Annotated in this window: 15 protein-coding genes; 3 read left to right on the top strand and 12 right to left on the bottom strand. The window is 60.5% G+C overall.

What is annotated here, in order from left to right; genetic code table 11:
* Nucleotides 1-10 precede the first annotated feature (10 nt).
* Nucleotides 11-1,171, bottom strand: coding sequence for a lipase family protein (locus ACBG85_RS03995; RefSeq protein ID WP_047269627.1), 1,161 nt, complete (start codon nucleotides 1,169-1,171; stop codon nucleotides 11-13).
* Nucleotides 1,172-1,380: 209 nt separating this feature from the next.
* Between ACBG85_RS03995 and ACBG85_RS03990 the strand changes: the two genes are divergently transcribed.
* Nucleotides 1,381-2,175, top strand: a complete 795-nt coding sequence (locus ACBG85_RS03990; protein ID WP_047269628.1) for a putative protein N(5)-glutamine methyltransferase — start codon at nucleotides 1,381-1,383, stop codon at nucleotides 2,173-2,175.
* Here ACBG85_RS03990 and ACBG85_RS03985 read toward each other — a convergent pair.
* The 3 genes from ACBG85_RS03985 to ACBG85_RS03975 are packed head-to-tail and all read right to left on the bottom strand — an operon-like array spanning nucleotide 2,166 to nucleotide 4,579.
* A complete protein-coding gene (locus tag ACBG85_RS03985) occupies nucleotides 2,166-2,795 on the bottom strand; it encodes a TetR/AcrR family transcriptional regulator (protein WP_064688618.1) in 630 nt (209 codons plus the stop codon). The genes ACBG85_RS03990 and ACBG85_RS03985 overlap by 10 nt on opposite strands.
* 30 nt (nucleotides 2,796-2,825) lie before the next feature.
* Entirely contained in the window at nucleotides 2,826-3,626 is an 801-nt protein-coding gene (locus ACBG85_RS03980) for an ABC transporter permease (RefSeq protein WP_003945537.1), read from the bottom strand.
* Complete coding sequence (locus tag ACBG85_RS03975; protein ID WP_003945489.1) at nucleotides 3,623-4,579, bottom strand: daunorubicin resistance protein DrrA family ABC transporter ATP-binding protein; 957 nt, start codon at nucleotides 4,577-4,579, stop codon at nucleotides 3,623-3,625. The genes ACBG85_RS03980 and ACBG85_RS03975 overlap by 4 nt, the downstream gene beginning before the upstream one ends.
* Before the next feature lie 53 nt (nucleotides 4,580-4,632).
* Here ACBG85_RS03975 and ACBG85_RS03970 point away from each other — a divergent pair, with 53 nt between their 5' ends.
* Entirely contained in the window at nucleotides 4,633-6,582 is a 1,950-nt protein-coding gene (locus ACBG85_RS03970) for a glycoside hydrolase family 71 protein (RefSeq protein ID WP_372026269.1), read from the top strand.
* 33 nt (nucleotides 6,583-6,615) lie between these two features.
* Here ACBG85_RS03970 and ACBG85_RS03965 read toward each other — a convergent pair whose 3' ends face one another.
* From ACBG85_RS03965 to ACBG85_RS03940, 6 genes are all read right to left on the bottom strand, one after another.
* The gene (locus ACBG85_RS03965) at nucleotides 6,616-8,076 is read right to left on the bottom strand and encodes an MFS transporter (RefSeq protein ID WP_372026268.1); all 1,461 of its coding nucleotides are present in this window, start codon (nucleotides 8,074-8,076) and stop codon (nucleotides 6,616-6,618) included.
* A complete protein-coding gene (locus tag ACBG85_RS03960; protein WP_003945658.1) occupies nucleotides 8,073-8,921 on the bottom strand; it encodes a mycofactocin-coupled SDR family oxidoreductase in 849 nt (282 codons plus the stop codon). The genes ACBG85_RS03965 and ACBG85_RS03960 overlap by 4 nt, the downstream gene beginning before the upstream one ends.
* Nucleotides 8,922-9,024: 103 nt before the next feature.
* The gene (locus ACBG85_RS03955; RefSeq protein ID WP_372027825.1) at nucleotides 9,025-10,164 is read right to left on the bottom strand and encodes a serine hydrolase domain-containing protein; all 1,140 of its coding nucleotides are present in this window, start codon (nucleotides 10,162-10,164) and stop codon (nucleotides 9,025-9,027) included.
* Between the two features lie 180 nt (nucleotides 10,165-10,344).
* Entirely contained in the window at nucleotides 10,345-10,755 is a 411-nt protein-coding gene (locus tag ACBG85_RS03950) for a VOC family protein (RefSeq protein ID WP_042920520.1), read from the bottom strand.
* 134 nt (nucleotides 10,756-10,889) lie between these two features.
* Entirely contained in the window at nucleotides 10,890-11,891 is a 1,002-nt protein-coding gene (locus ACBG85_RS03945; protein WP_007734026.1) for an AraC family transcriptional regulator, read from the bottom strand.
* Nucleotides 11,892-11,922: 31 nt separating this feature from the next.
* Nucleotides 11,923-12,489 carry a GNAT family N-acetyltransferase gene (locus tag ACBG85_RS03940; protein WP_372026267.1) on the bottom strand — a complete coding sequence of 189 codons (567 nt, stop codon included), beginning with the start codon at nucleotides 12,487-12,489 and terminating at the stop codon, nucleotides 11,923-11,925.
* Between the two features lie 85 nt (nucleotides 12,490-12,574).
* On the opposite strand from ACBG85_RS03940, the gene ACBG85_RS03935 reads away from it, so the two are divergent.
* Nucleotides 12,575-13,885 carry a DUF222 domain-containing protein gene (locus ACBG85_RS03935; protein ID WP_372026266.1) on the top strand — a complete coding sequence of 437 codons (1,311 nt, stop codon included), beginning with the start codon at nucleotides 12,575-12,577 and terminating at the stop codon, nucleotides 13,883-13,885.
* Between the two features lie 111 nt (nucleotides 13,886-13,996).
* Here ACBG85_RS03935 and ACBG85_RS03930 read toward each other — a convergent pair whose 3' ends face one another.
* Together ACBG85_RS03930 and ACBG85_RS03925 are read right to left on the bottom strand one after the other, a co-directional pair.
* The gene (locus ACBG85_RS03930; RefSeq protein ID WP_003945661.1) at nucleotides 13,997-15,166 is read right to left on the bottom strand and encodes a lipid-transfer protein; all 1,170 of its coding nucleotides are present in this window, start codon (nucleotides 15,164-15,166) and stop codon (nucleotides 13,997-13,999) included.
* Nucleotides 15,163-15,603 carry a MaoC family dehydratase gene (locus ACBG85_RS03925; protein ID WP_007734018.1) on the bottom strand — a complete coding sequence of 147 codons (441 nt, stop codon included), beginning with the start codon at nucleotides 15,601-15,603 and terminating at the stop codon, nucleotides 15,163-15,165. The genes ACBG85_RS03930 and ACBG85_RS03925 overlap by 4 nt, the downstream gene beginning before the upstream one ends.

The raw sequence follows: 15,603 nt of genomic DNA, 5'->3' as shown, positions 1-15,603 counted from the left end.
AAGATGTTGGTCAGCAGAGGCTTCCGGTGCATGGCCGTTGACCAGAGAACAGTGCCGCGACAAACGGGGTACTGTCTGGAACCGAAGCCGGAACGGTTCCCAGATGATCAGTGGGATAGGTATGGAATGCAAAGTCGACACCGTTGGCAGTAAGGTCGGCCGCGAACTTCAGTGTCAGCGGTGCCGGAACATCGATGTCCGACAACCCCTGACCGATGAAGAACGGGCGGTCGTATCCTGCGGTCGGCACAGTGAGCAGGTCACGCGCAGCCTCCATGAATACTGGATTGTCCAGCGACTTCGTCAGCACCTGCCCGAGTGTGACGGTTCCGTACTTCGTGCGCGCCTCGGTGTAGCACATGTTGTTCTCGACGTCGTCGAGGATGGTCTTGCCGAGCGGGGTCAGATACGAGTCGATGTCGATATCCGGCCGCGAAGCACGCAGTCCGTCAAGAACGTTCGCGATGTAGACCGTCGTACCCTTGAGCGGAAGCGCCGGGAAAGCCGGACCACCGAGCGGTAGAAGATTCTCGATGTTCGAGGGGACACCAGTGGCGACAGCGCCGCGGTAGTCCAACTCCGGCGCGTAAGCAGTGGCAAGCGAAGCGGTGAACATAGTCGCCTGCCCGCCCTGCGACTGCCCCATCGCAACCCATGCGCTCGACAGGTCGTCGTCGACCGCACGAGCGGCACGCACCATGTCCACAACGCTGTGTGCAGCGGAACGACCGTCGAGATACGGGTGAACACCGGGTGTTCCGAGCCCCACGTAGTCGGTGGTCACGACCGCGTATCCCTGCTCCAGCCAGTGACCCAGATGCGTCGCGGTCCGTTCGAGTGGAACACTGCTGCTCGGCGCACACTGATCCGCGACACCCACCGTCCCGTGCGCGTAGGAGATGACCGGCCAACCACCCTCGGGCGGAGCTCCCTCTGGGCGATACACCACACCGGTACTCGTCATCGGCGCATCCTTCGGGCCCGTCGACCAGTACGTCACCTTCGTTGCGCTCACGGCACCCGGGATCACCCGGTCGGGACCGAGCAACTCCTGACTCACGACAGCACCCGGAGCATCGTTCGGTTCCGCTCCGGCCGGCGCCGCAACTGTCAACGCCACCAACGCACTCGCACTCAGTCCGACGAGCGTCCTACACAGTCGCTTACTCACGTACTTCTCCTACCGATTGCGGTGACGGTGCATATGTGGTGATCGGCCCCACATCAGCTGATCGAGTTCAGACCATAGAACAGCCTTACCATTTGGTCAACCTAAATTTCCGCTCCGCATCGACCGTCGTGACACGCCTGCTCGGGTAGGGTGGCGGTGTTCGATACGTGCAGGTCCCCCGCGAGATCAGGAGGCCGAAAGGCTCTCTCATGTCAGCACCTGATCTCCCGACCTTCCCTGCTTCGCAGCAGAAGTCGGTGGCCGCGATCCTCCGAGCAGCAGGTTGCGTCTTCGCCGAAGACGAGGCTCGCCTACTTCTTCACACCGCACGCTCTCGCGATGAACTCGACGCGATGGTCGACCGACGAGTTGCCGGCGAACCACTCGAGCCCGTCCTCGGATGGGCCGAGTTCTGCGGCTTGCGCATTCACATCGACTCCGGAGTCTTCGTCCCACGCCGGCGCACCGAGTTCCTCGCCCGGCAGGCCTGCTCACTTGTCACCCCAGGAAGCGTCGTCGTCGACATGTGTTGCGGCTCAGGAGCTGTCGGTGTTGTCCTGCAGTCGACGCTCGACGCCGTCGATTTGTACGCGGTAGACGTGGAACCGGCCGCAGTGCGGTGCGCTCGCCGAAACATCACACCGCCCGAGCGTGTACTCGAAGGCGATTTATTCGAACCACTGCCGACGAAATTACTCGGTCGCGTGGATGTCGTCGTCGCCAATGCACCTTACGTCCCCACCGAATCGATCAGGCTGATGCCGCCCGAAGCCCGTCTTCACGAACCGCTGGTCTCGTTGGACGGCGGTACCGACGGACTGGACCTGCAGCGTCGCATCATCGCGGACGCCGCGCCGTGGCTACGACCGGGTGGCTGCCTTCTCGTCGAGACGAGTACGGAGCAGGTCGAAATGACTGTTGAAACATTCACTCGGGGAGGGTTTCTCACTCGGGTGGCAACCTACAGCGAGACCGCGTCGACCGTGGTGATCGGTCAGCGTTGAAGGCGATCGGATCTTGGCGTGGACCACTCCCGAGCGCGGGCGGCAAAGCCGTCGACAAAAAGCCCGAACGCGCGATCGACGCGGGCCCGGTCCCCGGTGGCCAGAAGATCCATCGACAGACCCCGCATTTGCGAGAGCAACAGAGTAGCGACAGAGGCAACATCGTCCTCGGGGCAACCCGCTTGTCGTAGACCGGCTTCCAGTGCCTCGATCCAATCGCCCACAAAACGGTCCAGGAACCGTCCGTAGCGGTCGCGGTCGCCGAGCGCGAGGGCGTAGATCTCGACCATCACCCGGAACCGCGGCAGGACCTCCGGCGTCGTACGTTCGGTCCACCACGCAGTCAGCACTGTCGCCGGATCGACCCCCGGTTTCATCGGCACCGCAATCGGAATGGACTCACCACGCATGTTCTCGATGACCTCGGAGAGCAGATTCTCCTTGCTCTCGAAATGGTTGAGCAACGACGCATGCGACACACCCACGGCCTTGGCGAGCTGCCTCACCGTCAACTCCCCGACACCGTTGTCGATGACGTAGCGGGTCAGCGCGTCGAGCAACTCCTCACGTCGCCCGGCGTATCTCAGGCTGCGTTTATCGATGCGTTCGGGCTCCGGCACACATCCACCCTACCGGCCGGAATCACCAGGTCAGCGGCTGACTGCCTTCTGATACCGACGAATAGCGAACGGCACGAAGACGATCAGCAAACCGAAAGTCCACAACAACGACGCGATGACCGGATTCTGCAGCGGCCACGCATCCGGAACCGTCATCGCAGGATTGGTATTGCCGAACAATTCACGCACCGCCTGAGTAACCGCCGACACCGGATTCCATTCGGCGATCACTTTGAGCGGGCCGGGAAGATTGGTGGTCTCGACAAAAGTGTTCGCGATGAACGACAGCGGAAAGATGACGATGAAGCTCGCGTTGTTGAATACCTCCGGTGTCCGGATCCAAAGCCCGACAACAGCCATGACCCACGACAACGCGTACGCGAAGAACAGAAGCAGCGCATAACCCGCCACCGCTTCGAGGAAACTGGAGTGAATCCGCCACCCGACCAGAAGACCGGTCAACGACATGACCACCAAACTGATGACGTTGATCAACACGTCACTCGATGTTCGGCCTGTCAGCACGGCAGACGGAGCCATGGGCAGCGATCGAAATCTGTCGATGATTCCTTTCTGAATGTCTTCGACCATCCCCAAACCAGTCCAGGTAGCACCGAATATGACCGTCTGCGTGAAGATTCCGGCGATCAGGAATTCTCGATACGACGTGCCCGGGACGGAGATCGCACTGCCGAACACATACGCGAACAAGAGCACGAACATGATCGGCGACAAAGTGGTGAACACCAGCAGATCCGGAACGCGCTTGATCTTGATCAAGTTTCGCCTGGCGATGGTCAAACCGTCTTCGAGCGCCATCTGCACGGTCATTTCTGATCCTCCAGTTCAGCCTGGTGCCCGGTCAGTGTGAGGAAGACATCGTCGAGAGTGGGTCTGCGCAGGCCGACGTCGAATACGCGGATACCTCGTGCCGACAGAAGATTCAGCGCCGCGACCAACGCGTCGGTGCCGTCGTCGACAGGAACAGTGACGCGACGGACATTCTCTTGAACCTGAATGTCCCCCACGGCAAGCGAGCGCAATTCCTCGCGGACGATGTCGAGATGTTCGACCTCGTGCACGCTCAATTCGATGCGCTCACCCCCGACCCGCGCCTTCAACTGGTCTGCAGTACCGCGCGCGATGACCGAGCCGCGGTCGATGACGGCGATCTGGTCGGCCAACCTCTCGGCTTCCTCCATGTATTGCGTCGTGAGCAACAGCGTGGTCCCCTGAGCCACCAACCCTTCGATGACGTCCCAGAGACCGAGTCGCGCCCGAGGATCGAGGCCCGTGGTCGGCTCGTCGAGAAACAACACCTGCGGCCGAGCAACCAATGCGCCGGCGAGATCGAGACGTCGCCGCATTCCGCCGGAATAGCCCTTGACCGGCCGATCTCCAGCCTCGACGAGATCGAACTGCTCGAGCAATTCACGCGCTCGGGCCTTACTGCTTCGGGCGCCGAGGTGATACAGCCGCCCGACCATGTCCAGATTCTCGTAGCCCGTCAGGTACTCGTCGACCGCGGCGTACTGACCCGAAGCACCGATCTTGGATCGCAACGCCCGCGCATCCTCGACCACGTCCAGCCCGGCAACCTTGGCGCGTCCACCGTCGGGAATGAGCAGCGTCGTGAATATCCTTACCGCAGTGGTTTTTCCGGCGCCGTTGGGGCCCAACAGAGCCATCACCGAACCCTCGCGCACTTCCAGGTCGATGCCGTCCAATGCCGTGACGTCGCCGTACTTCTTGACCAGCCCCTCGGCCACAATCGCTTCGGTCATGAGCCCTCCCGCATCGGTAATCCGTCGGTAGTCCGTTCCCCAGTGTGACCCAGGTGGCCGACACATTCCAGGAAATTTCGTCAGTTGCCCGGCTGCAATCACCTCCCTGGTTTCGCCGGTGCCTTTCGGCCACGAGGTACGGAACAGACCACACGTCCCAGTCCTGTCCAATACAGCCGATAAATTTCACCGACCTTTCGACGGATATATACCGGAAAGAAAAACCCGAAATTCTTGAACAAAGACCGCTTTCAGGTATTCATGATGAACGCGGCAGCGTTACACTCGTACAGCAAGTGACACTCGGGCCGGTGACAGTTGACTTATGGTGTCGAATCTCGAATTACAAATCAGACAGAGGCCGAAAAGAATTGAATCACCGATTCAGTGCACGCGGGGAAGACTCACACTTCGGGGGATCGAGAAAGGCTGACTGTGCCATGAGTATCAGAACTCGATACATCCGAACTCCGTGGATCCGAAAAACGGCGAAATATTCCTTCGAGACCATCTGCTTCACCCTGGCCGTGATTGTCGCGGCCGCACTGATCGCCGCGTACAACACACAACCACGCTCCGCGTCGACGTACACGCCGGCCTCGTTCTCGGCGAATCCTGAATCTGCAGCGCTGCCCTTCGACATTCCACCCAAGTCGGCACTGAACGGAAAGTTGGTTTTCGCTCACTACTTCCCGCCCTATCCGGTTTCGATCGACAATGCGAATCCGTCTGGCGATTACTATGCGACACAATATCTTACGGTCAACGGCGAGAACAACAAACACGTTCGCTACGGAGGATTCCTCCGCGATCGGCCGACACCGCGGCAACCCATCGCCGATACGCAGTGGCGCCAACGCGACCTCGAAAACGAAGTTCGTTCGGCAATCGCCGCGGGCATCGACGGATTCTCCGTCGACATCATCGCCAAGGCAACCGACACCAGTTGGTGGGGTTCCACCGTGCCCACCGCCCTGATCAAAGCGGCCGCAGCAGTCGATCCGAATTTCAAGATCATGCTCATGCCTGATATGAACGGCGCGTTCAAAAACATGACCGCAGCTCAAATGGCAGCAGAGATGAAACCGTATTCGACCATGGCATCATCGTTCAAATTGAACGACGGACGACTAGTGATCTCGCCATTTCTTGCCGAAAACAAGACTGCGGGCTGGTGGTCGGAGTTCATCACTATTATGAAAAATTCTTACGGAATAAATGTGGCATTTGTTCCGGTTTTCCTCGACGCAGCAGCCAACCGGAATTCTTTTGCATCGATCAGCTACGGGATGTCGAATTGGGGTAACCGCAATCCGGCAGGAAATCCGCTCTCGGGATCGAACCCGAACTCTCCGATGGGACTTGCCGCTGCCGCTCACTCCTTGGGAAAGATATGGATGCAACCAGTCGCCTTCCAAGATGTTCGTCCGAGTCAGTCGATCTACGACGAGGCACAGAATTCACAAAATCTGCAGAACATGTGGCAGATTGCGATTGCGTCCAACAGCGAATGGGTACAGCTCGCCACCTGGAACGACTACAGCGAGGGAACGTCGTTCGCACCCAGCGCCGGCCATGGGCGCGCGTTACTCGACATGAGTTCCTACGGGTTGTACAGCTTCCGCACCGGCGCCTCACCCGCGATTGTTCGCGACACCGCGTATCTCATCTACCGCAATCAGTCGGTCTCCGCGGTCCCCGTCAATCGCTCTGCTGCCCCTATGACACTGCGCCAATGGTCATCCCCCGCTCGCGATACCGTCGAGGTTCTCACCTTCCTGACCGCTCCCGCAGTCGTCAAAGTGACTGTTGGAACCACGATCACCACCTGCAATGCCCCGGCCGGGATGAGCAGCTGCATCGCCCCGTTGAAAGTAGGTTCCATCAAGGCCTCTGTCGTTCGCGGCACTACCGAGGTGTCTCGGGTGAGTTCGCACGCGGCGGTAACGGCCACACCGTACAACCAGAATCTCGAGTACCTGGTCGATTCCAGTCGGAGATAACGGTGACGACGAAGATCGGGTGAGTCCGTCGACTCACCCGATCTTCGTTGCGCCATCGGTTTCGGCTGCAATTGGTAGCTCGGGCCGCGAGACCGCCCCCGTCCGCTCCACCTTCACTGCCAACGTCACCGCGGCGGCCAGTGCTGATACGCCCGCTCCGATCCAGTACAAAACCGCGAACGAATGCAGTGTCGGCACAGTGCTCGCACCGATCACCACCGTCGAACCGGCCAATACCGCAGCCGCAACAGCGCTTCCGGTGGAGGTACCGACCGAGCGGAGCAAGCTGTTGAATCCGTTGGCCGACGCAGTCTGACGGATCGGTGCCGATTCGGTGATCAGCGTCGGCATGGCTGCCAGGGAAAATGCAACACCGGCGGACACCACGGCAGCGCCGATCACGATATTGACCAGCGTCGGCGTCAACAGCACACGCAAGACGTATCCGATTGCGATGACGATCGCTCCTGAGGCCAACGTGGCCTTCGCTCCCCATCGCCTCGTCACCTTCGACGACACCGGCGCCAATCCGATCATCAGAACTCCGCCCGGCATCATCGCCAATCCGGCTTCGGCGGCTGAGAGTCCGAGACCGTCCGCCGACGCGACGGGCAACTGAAGTTCCTGAGTTGCCGCCAACGCGCTGATGAACATGGCAAACCCGAGCAAGACTGCGCAGACGTTCGAGACCAAAATCGGAGCACGAAGGGAAGTCCGCAGGTCGACCAGCGGTGCCGGCGTGTGCAGTTCCCACGGAATCCATCCACAGAGCAAGACCACGCCGGACGCGATCAGAACCAGAACCTCGGGGCTTGCCCAGCCCCATTCGGTTCCTTTCGAAACGGCCAGCAGCAGTGCAGTCATAGCGAGTGTGAGGACCGTGGCCCCCAGAAAGTCGAAGCGTCCGCGACTCTTCACATCCGATTCCGGCACCACCAGAGGCAAGACGACTATCAGTACGACCCCGAATCCACCAGTGACCCAGAAAAGCGCGGGTAGTCCCCAGTGCGCCGAGATCACCCCAGCCATCGGCATTCCGAACATGCCGCCGATCCCCAACGTCGCACTCATGAGAGCTACTGCACCACTGAGCTTTTCCGGAGGAAGGACATCTCGCATGATGCTGATTCCGACGGGCAGAAGTGCCGTAGCGAACCCCTGCAACGAGCGCCCGAGGATCAGTAACCAGAAACTCTGGCTGAGCGCAGCAACCATGCAGCCGACGATCATCACGGCAAGACAGACGAGCATCATCGCGCGCTTGCCGAACATGTCGGCGAGTCTGCCGATGAGAGGGGTCGCGACGGCACCGGTCAGCAACGTCGAGGTCACCAGCCAGGAAGCGGTGGACGACGATACTCCCGATGCCGTCGCGAACGCAGGCAGGACCGGCACCACCAAGGTCTGTTGCAGCGCGACCACCACACCGCTCAGACTCAGGACGCCGACGACCCACCCGGTCCGCGCTTTCGCGCGAACAGTCTTGTCCGTCAAGCGTTCGAGCGAGCGGCTACTCCGGCGTCGACAGGAACCACGATGCCACTCATGTGGGCACTCGCGTCGGCGGCGAGGAACAGGACTACTCGCGTGATCTCGAAGGGATCCAGCCAACCGACCGGCTGCGCATGCAGAGTCGCGTACACGGGTTCGACGTCGTCTGCCGTCGGCGATTCGAGGTCAGGCCGCATCATCGCGTACATCATGTCGTTGTGAATCATCGGCGTCGAGATGTTCCCCGGTGCAATAGCATTCACGGTCACACCCGAGTTTGCCAGTTCGAGCGACACACTCTTCGTCAAACCGATGACGCCCCACTTGGAGGCGCCGTACGCAGCCATCTGGGTGCCACCGGAGCGACCCATCATCGAGGAAATCGTGATGATGCGACCGTAACCACGTTCCGCCATTCCACCTGACACGGCCGCAACGGTGTTGAACACACCGGTCAGGTTCGACGAGATGACTTCGTTCCACTGCGCCGACGTCATCGACGTGATCGGAGCGGGCACGGACACACCGGCATTCGCGACGGCGATGTCGACACGGCCGAACTCGGCTTCAGCGCGGGCAACGAGCGCGTCCATTGCGTCGCGATCAGCAGTGTCTGCCTTGACGGCAATGCACCGACGACCGGTGGCTTCCACCAAACGAACGGTTTCCTTCAGATCCTCCTCGTTTGCGAGGGGGTAGGCGACGACATCACTGTTCTCGCACCGGTCGCAGATCACGATGTCCGCGCCACGCTCCGCGAATGCGACAGCGTGGGCGCGCCCCTGACCGCGTGCGGCGCCGGTGATCAGTGCAACTTTTCCTTCGAAGCTGCCTTCGAGGCTGTTCATGCCGTCTCCTAGTTCGTCGTATGCAAGCGTGCGCTGTACTGCATGCGTACTCCGAACCCGCCCGAAAGAAACAGTCGATCCCGGACAGCGGGAATCCAGCCGGTTACTGGTAAACGGCGGTCTCGAATTCCAGGTATCCGTTGATGGATCCAGGGTCCACGAACGGCAGAATCTGCGTTGCCCAGAACCCGCCGACGCCGGTCTGCCGGTCGATCCAGTAATAGAGGTTGGCAAGACCCGCCCAAGCCAGCGATCCGGCCGGCCTACCGGTGGGTGCCACCTCTTCATTTGTCATGAAGGAGTATGCCCATCCCTTGGGTACACCGGGGAAGAATTCCGCATCGTTGGACAGCGTCGGGAGAACTCCGGGCAACAACCCCACGTGCTGGCCTTCGAGCCCGTTCTGAACGGCTGCAGCTACCGTCTCCGGCGACAACACGCGACCGGATGTGCCCGCGCCGTCGTTGAGCCACATACGAATGAACTTCATGTAGTCGCCGACAGTGCCGTGCAAACCGTGACCACCCATGTGCACCTCGGGTTCGGCCGGAAGCTCGAATCCGATGAGCGGAGTGAGGCTTCCGTCGCTCTCACGCTGATGGATCGGCGCAAGTCGATCCATCATCGACGGGCTCATCGTGAATGCCGTATCGGCCATCTCGAGAGGTTCGAAGATGCGCTCACGCATGACATCGCCGAGTCGATGACCTCGAATCGACTCGACGACCTGTCCGGCCCAGTCGATGTTGGTGCCGTACTCCCACTTCTCACCCGGGTCGAAGAGCAGCGGTGTCGTGAGCGCCGCTTTGCTACACGTGATCACGCTGGGCTGCCCATGTTCCTGCGAGAGCCGGTTGTACGACTCGTTGAAGAAGTCGTAGCCGAACCCTGCAGTGTGAAGGAGCAGCATGCGAGTGGTGATGTCACGCTTGGGTTCCCGAAGAACGGGGTTTCCGCCGGCGTCGAAACCGTCCAGGACCTTCAGCTCACCGATGTCGGGAACATAGGTCGCTGCAGGTGCATCGAGATCGAGCAACCCCTCCTCCACACATTGCAGGACAGCGGTACCGGTAATCGCCTTGGTGGTGGAGAAGAGCGCAAAGGTTGTATCGAGGGTCATCGGTTCGCCGTGACCGAGAGCCCGCTCACCGGCTGCACCCTCGTAGATGTTGCCTTCTCGATCCGTGATCATCGCGACGACACCCGGGACTCGGTCAGCCCGCTGAGTTGCTCGCGCCAGCACGTCGTCGAGGTGCTGCTTCGAAAGGGGCTTCCGCGCAATATCTTCGATCGTCACTGCATTTCTCCATCCGACTTGCAACTTGTCTTGTCGAACAGAATGTAACGGCGATCACATACCCGGTTCTGCCTCGAAACGGCAGTAAAACTGTCTCGTTTCGGCAGAACCGGGCAGAGCTTGGAGTCAGCTCTGGGGCGCTCCGATATTCACCAGCCAGGAAATGCCGAATTTGTCTGTACAGGCGCCGAATTCGTCGCCCCACATCTGCTTCTCGAGTGGAACGCTCACCGTTCCCGTTCCCGACAACTGCTCCCAGTACCCGCGCAGCACATCGCCGTCGTCGCCGCTGAGGCTGACCGTGATGTTGTCGCCGGGGTTGTACGGCATGCCGGGCGGAGTGTCGGCACCCATCAGGGTGTATCCCTGATCGGTTTCGAGCATTCCGTGCATGATCTTGTCGCCGCCTTCATCGGGATTGCCGAACTCACCGAACGTGCTCAGCGCCAGCGTGCCACCAAAGATTTCTTTGTAGAACTCCAACGCCTCACGGGCATTGCCGTTGAAGCTGATGTACGGATTGAGTCGAGTTGCCATGACGTACTCCTAGCTCGTGGGATTGCTGTCACGTTCGATTTCAATCCTTGCAGAACGCTCCGACACGAAACAACGGATCACGGCAGTTCATCGAGTGCGTAAAACGATCGTCATGACCGTTCAAACAACTGTCCTCAGAGTCGATTCCGGGTCTCGGAAGGCAACTCTCCGAACCGTTTCCGGTATGTGGCCGCAAACATACCCAGATTGACGTAGCCCCAAGCGTTGGCGATTTCGGAGACGGTTCTCCCGTCGGAACGCAACAGTTCGCCGCGTACACCCTCCAACCGACGCGCGCGCAATCGTTGCCCCGGCGTGGTGTCTCGGTACCGTCGAAATCCCGCAGTGAGCGCCCGGACACTGACACCCACCGCAGCCGCGATCTCCGATGCCGTCGGCACCGAGCGAGCAAACGTATCGATGTACTCCTCTGCCGATCGCACGTAGGCAGGTTCGGCGGAGGCGACGTCGACGCCGAGTTGCAGCCCGGCCTGCGTCGCCCACTCGTCGAGAAGCTGAGCCGCGATGAGTTCTTGAACCCTGGCACCCAGCCTTTCGCTCGACATCGCCTCAGGCGACTCTGCAATTGCGCGAACGACGTAGTCCATCAATGCCAGCCAACTCGAGCCCCGCCCGCCAATGGTGCACTTGTGCCGCCACAGACGGTCGTCGGGAACCGACCCGAACCATTGCATGGCGTGATCGGCGACAAGCTGATGCGGCACAGTGAGATTCAGCTGCAGATGATCTTCGTCGAATTCGACGAAGTAGTCGGTCCGGCTACAGTCGGCGACAAAGGTCTCCCCCACGGCAGTATTCACCGCAGTTCCTCCGCCGAGGGCATGTCGACCGTTGCCTCTGATCGTCGTCAGAACCAGAATGTTTCCGGCCTCAGGCGAACATTCACCGACGGAGACCGGAATCCCGTAACAGAATCTGGTGACGTCGATCTTGCCGACTGCCGCGGAGTACATGTCCGAAGCCGGCTTCAACCGACTTCCGATCGGCGTGACCGTATACGGCATGTAGATGTTGTCGGACCACTCCTTGATGCGGTCCCAGTCCCGAGAAAAGGCCTGGTGATGCTGCATAGTGGGCCGGCCGGCCGCGTCGATGAGCAAGGCATCCTCGAACATGGTTCGAGTATCGCACCAGGGCCCGGGAAGGTCACGCGAAGTGAGATGACGTGATCTCTGGCTGTACGGCGGCGGGTCGTGTTGCAGCAAAAAGCAGCGAATCCACCGCGGTCCCCCGGATCACCATGAGTGCCCTCATTCGCCCCTCCTCCTCCATTCCGATTTTGGTGAGCACCGACGCCGACGCCGAGTTCTCGGGACGACACGTTGCTTGCACTCGCTGCGCTCCGAAGCGAGCAAAGGCGAATTCCAGAACCGCGCGCCCCGCCTCCGACGCATAGCCTCGCCCTTGGAACTTCGGGTTCACGACAAAACCGAGTTCCGCCCGCCGGTGCGCGGCGGATACTTCCCACACAGCTACCGAACCGATGACCGCTCCATCGGCCTTCGACGTGATGGCCAGGGTGAACGTGCGACGTTCGACGAGCGCAGCTTCTAGTGCAGCGTCAGCCAGGAACGCCCTGGTCACCGCAGGGGTGTTCGGCCCCCAATCAACATATCTACAGACGGCAGGGTCGGACGCGTACTGATGGACGGCACCTTCATCCGCGGCAGTGAAATCTCGAAGAACAAGGCGTTCCGTAGTCAACGTGAACATCCAGCGATCCTAGAGCGAGCCCAAAAGCACCTCTTGACTCGAACGCATGTTCGAGTATGATTTGGGGAGGGGATCGGGGGATTCAATGAGTGTCTTGTTGTCGGACGTGGTTTCGGGTTCTGCGGTGGGGTTACGCGGACGTCTGTGGCAGTTGTCGGCTGCTGAGTTACGTGCGGCTGCGGTGTCGGCGAGCGCGGAGATTCTTCGTCTCGAGGCTGTGCGGGTGGCAGTGGTCGACGAACTCTCGATGCGCCCGGATGATCAGGTGATCGCCAGCCGCGGGGTCGGTTCGTGGTTGGCGGCGAACACCATGTTGCAGGTTCGGGACGGGAAAAAGATCGCCGCGTTGGGTGCAGCTTTGCGGCCGTTTCCGGCGGTGGCGGCTCGGTTCGATGGCGGGGATTGCTCGTTCGATCATGCCGTGTTGATCGTGGCGTTCTGTGAGTCACCGCCGAAGGGGATGCCGGAGGAGGCGCTACCGAAGTGCATCGATTTGTTGTTGGCGGCTGCGTCGGGTGTGGAAGCGACGACGACGAAAGTGCGGAACGTGATCGCGACCTTGGAGCGGTTGTTCGAATCGGATGAGATCCCGCCCGCCGAGGATGTCGATCTCAACGAGTTGCGGATCGCCTCGACATTGAACGGTCGAGTGGTGGTGCGCGGCGATTTCGATGCCCTGACCGGTGAAATGCTGTTGTCGGCGTTGTCGAATCTGACGATGCCGACCCCGGCACCGGATGGGACGCCGGATGCTCGGTCGGCGGCGAAACGCACGGCTGACGGGTTCACCGAACTGATCCGCCGCTATCTGGACTGCGCCAAGACCGGTACCGATGGTGGTCAGCGTCCGCATGTGAACGTGCACATCAATGCTCGTGATTTGGCGGAGCATCGGGATTGTGCCGCACAGTCTTCGGATTCGGGTGATGACGGCTCACTGGAGCTGTCCGATCTTGATGTCGGGCACATGCCCTGGCTCGGGCCACTCTCGGTCTCGCAGACCCGACTCCTCGGGTGCGATTGTTTCCTGTCCACTGTTCTGCTCGACGATCACGGCGCGCCCTTGGATGCGCAACCAGGAAAGAGGCTGGTCACCGCCGAACAACGGACTGCGTTGATCGCCCGAGACAGAGGCTGCGCGTTCCCCGGCTGCACATGTGTACCGGCCTGGACGGATGCGCACCATATCCGGCACTGGGCGAACGGCGGCCCGACGGTGATGAACAACCTGGTCCTGCTGTGCCGTTCACATCACCGACTGATGCACCGGAAATCAGGGTTCGTCGGCAAATGGGAAATCCGAATAGGCGCCGACAACAAACCCTGGTTCATCCCGCCACCCTCGATCGACCCGCAGCAGCACCCGAGGCCGGCGAACACCACCTTCAAAACCTGAGAGGTCAAACCTCTTTGGCGACAACAGAACACGGACCGAGCACCGCATCGAAGGAGACCTCGATGCGGTGCCAACCGGCCGTGACGCTTGATGAAGCTGTGCCCACGATAATCAGCGAGTCAGCACAAGCCCCGATGTCGGAACGCCCGTTCCCGCAGTCACCAGTACATTCTCGACGGAGTCGACCTGGTTGACCGAAGTACCGCGGATCTGCCGAACACCCTCGGCGATACCGTTCATCCCGTGAATGTATGCCTCGCCGAGCTGTCCACCATGGGTGTTGATCGGAAGCTTGCCGCCGAGTTCGATTGCGCCACCGGCGATGAAGTCCTTTGCCTCTCCCCTGCCACAGAAACCGAGTTCCTCGAGCTGCATCAGAACATAGGGCGTGAAGTGGTCGTAGAAGATCGCCGTCTGCATGTCCGACGGGCGCAGCCCACTTTGTGACCAGAGCTGATCGCCGACAAGGCCCATCTCCGGTAGGCCGGTCAAACCGTCGCGGTAATAGCTGGTCATGATGTATTGATCTGCCCCGCTGCCCTGTGCGGCGGCAGCGATAACGGCGGGGGTGTTCTTCAGATCTTTGGCTCGTTCTGCCGAGGTGACGACGATCGCGATGCCGCCGTCGGATTCCTGGCAGCAATCGAGGAGATGCAAAGGTTCAGCGATGAATCGCGAGTTCTGATGGTCCTCGAGGGTAATCGGTTTCCCGTAGAAGAACGCCTTCGGATTGGTGGCTGCATGCTTACGGTCGGCGACGGCGATTCGACCGAAGTCCTCGCTGGACGCTCCGTATACGTGCATGTATCGCTGCGCGACCATCGCGACAAACGATGCAGGAGTACCCAATCCGTGAGGATAGGAAAAAGCGTTATCCGTGCCCGACGAATTGACCTGCGCCACAAGGCCGGAGTTCACCTGCCCGAAACGGGCACCCGATCGCTCGTTGAACGCGCGGTAAGCGACGACGACGTCTGCGACGCCGGTGGCAACAGCCATGGCGGCCTGCTGAATCGTCGCCGCAGCGGCACCGCCTCCGTAGTGAATACGACTGAAGAACTTGAGGTTCGGAATCCCCACCGAACGAGCTACTGCCACTTCGGTGTTGGTGTCCATGGTGAACGAGGTAAGACCGTCGACGTCGGCGGGTGTCAGACCTGCGTCGTCCAACGCGGCTTGAACAGCCTCGGCGGCCAGTCGCAGTTCACTGCGACCGGAGTCCTTCGAGAAATCCGTGGCTCCGATTCCGACGATCGCTGCCTTGCCGGACAATGCGCTCATTCAATGTCTCCGTTTTCAATGTCTCCATTCGAGCCCGACGCCGGAAATGCCAGTGTGACCTGTGCGGTGATGTGATCTCCCAGGCTGTTCTTGCCGACCACCGCGAGCGACACGAGATCCTCGTCGTAGGAGGTCACCGTTCCGGAGAGCGTCAAGGTGTCGTAGGCGTACCAGGGGACTCCGAGGCGGAGTTTGATCGACGTGAGTACAGCCCGCGGTCCGGCCCAATCGGTCACGAATCGCTGCACCAAGCCGGTGTCGGTGAGGATGTTGACGAAAATGTCTTTCGAGCCGCGTTTCTGTGCGAGATCGCGGTCGTGGTGAACATCTTGAAAATCGCGGGTAGCGAGCGCCGCCGAGACCACAAACGTCGGGTCGCCGTAAATCGAGAGCTGCGGAAGAACCTCTCCCACAGTGATATCCGTCGTCGAAGTCAT

Source organism: Rhodococcus sp. NyZ502 (assembly GCF_041464245.1).
GTDB classification, from domain to species: domain Bacteria; phylum Actinomycetota; class Actinomycetes; order Mycobacteriales; family Mycobacteriaceae; genus Rhodococcus_F; species Rhodococcus_F qingshengii.
The sequence above is the reverse complement of the archived record's forward strand: the minus strand, read 5'-3'. Positions and strand labels throughout refer to the sequence as shown.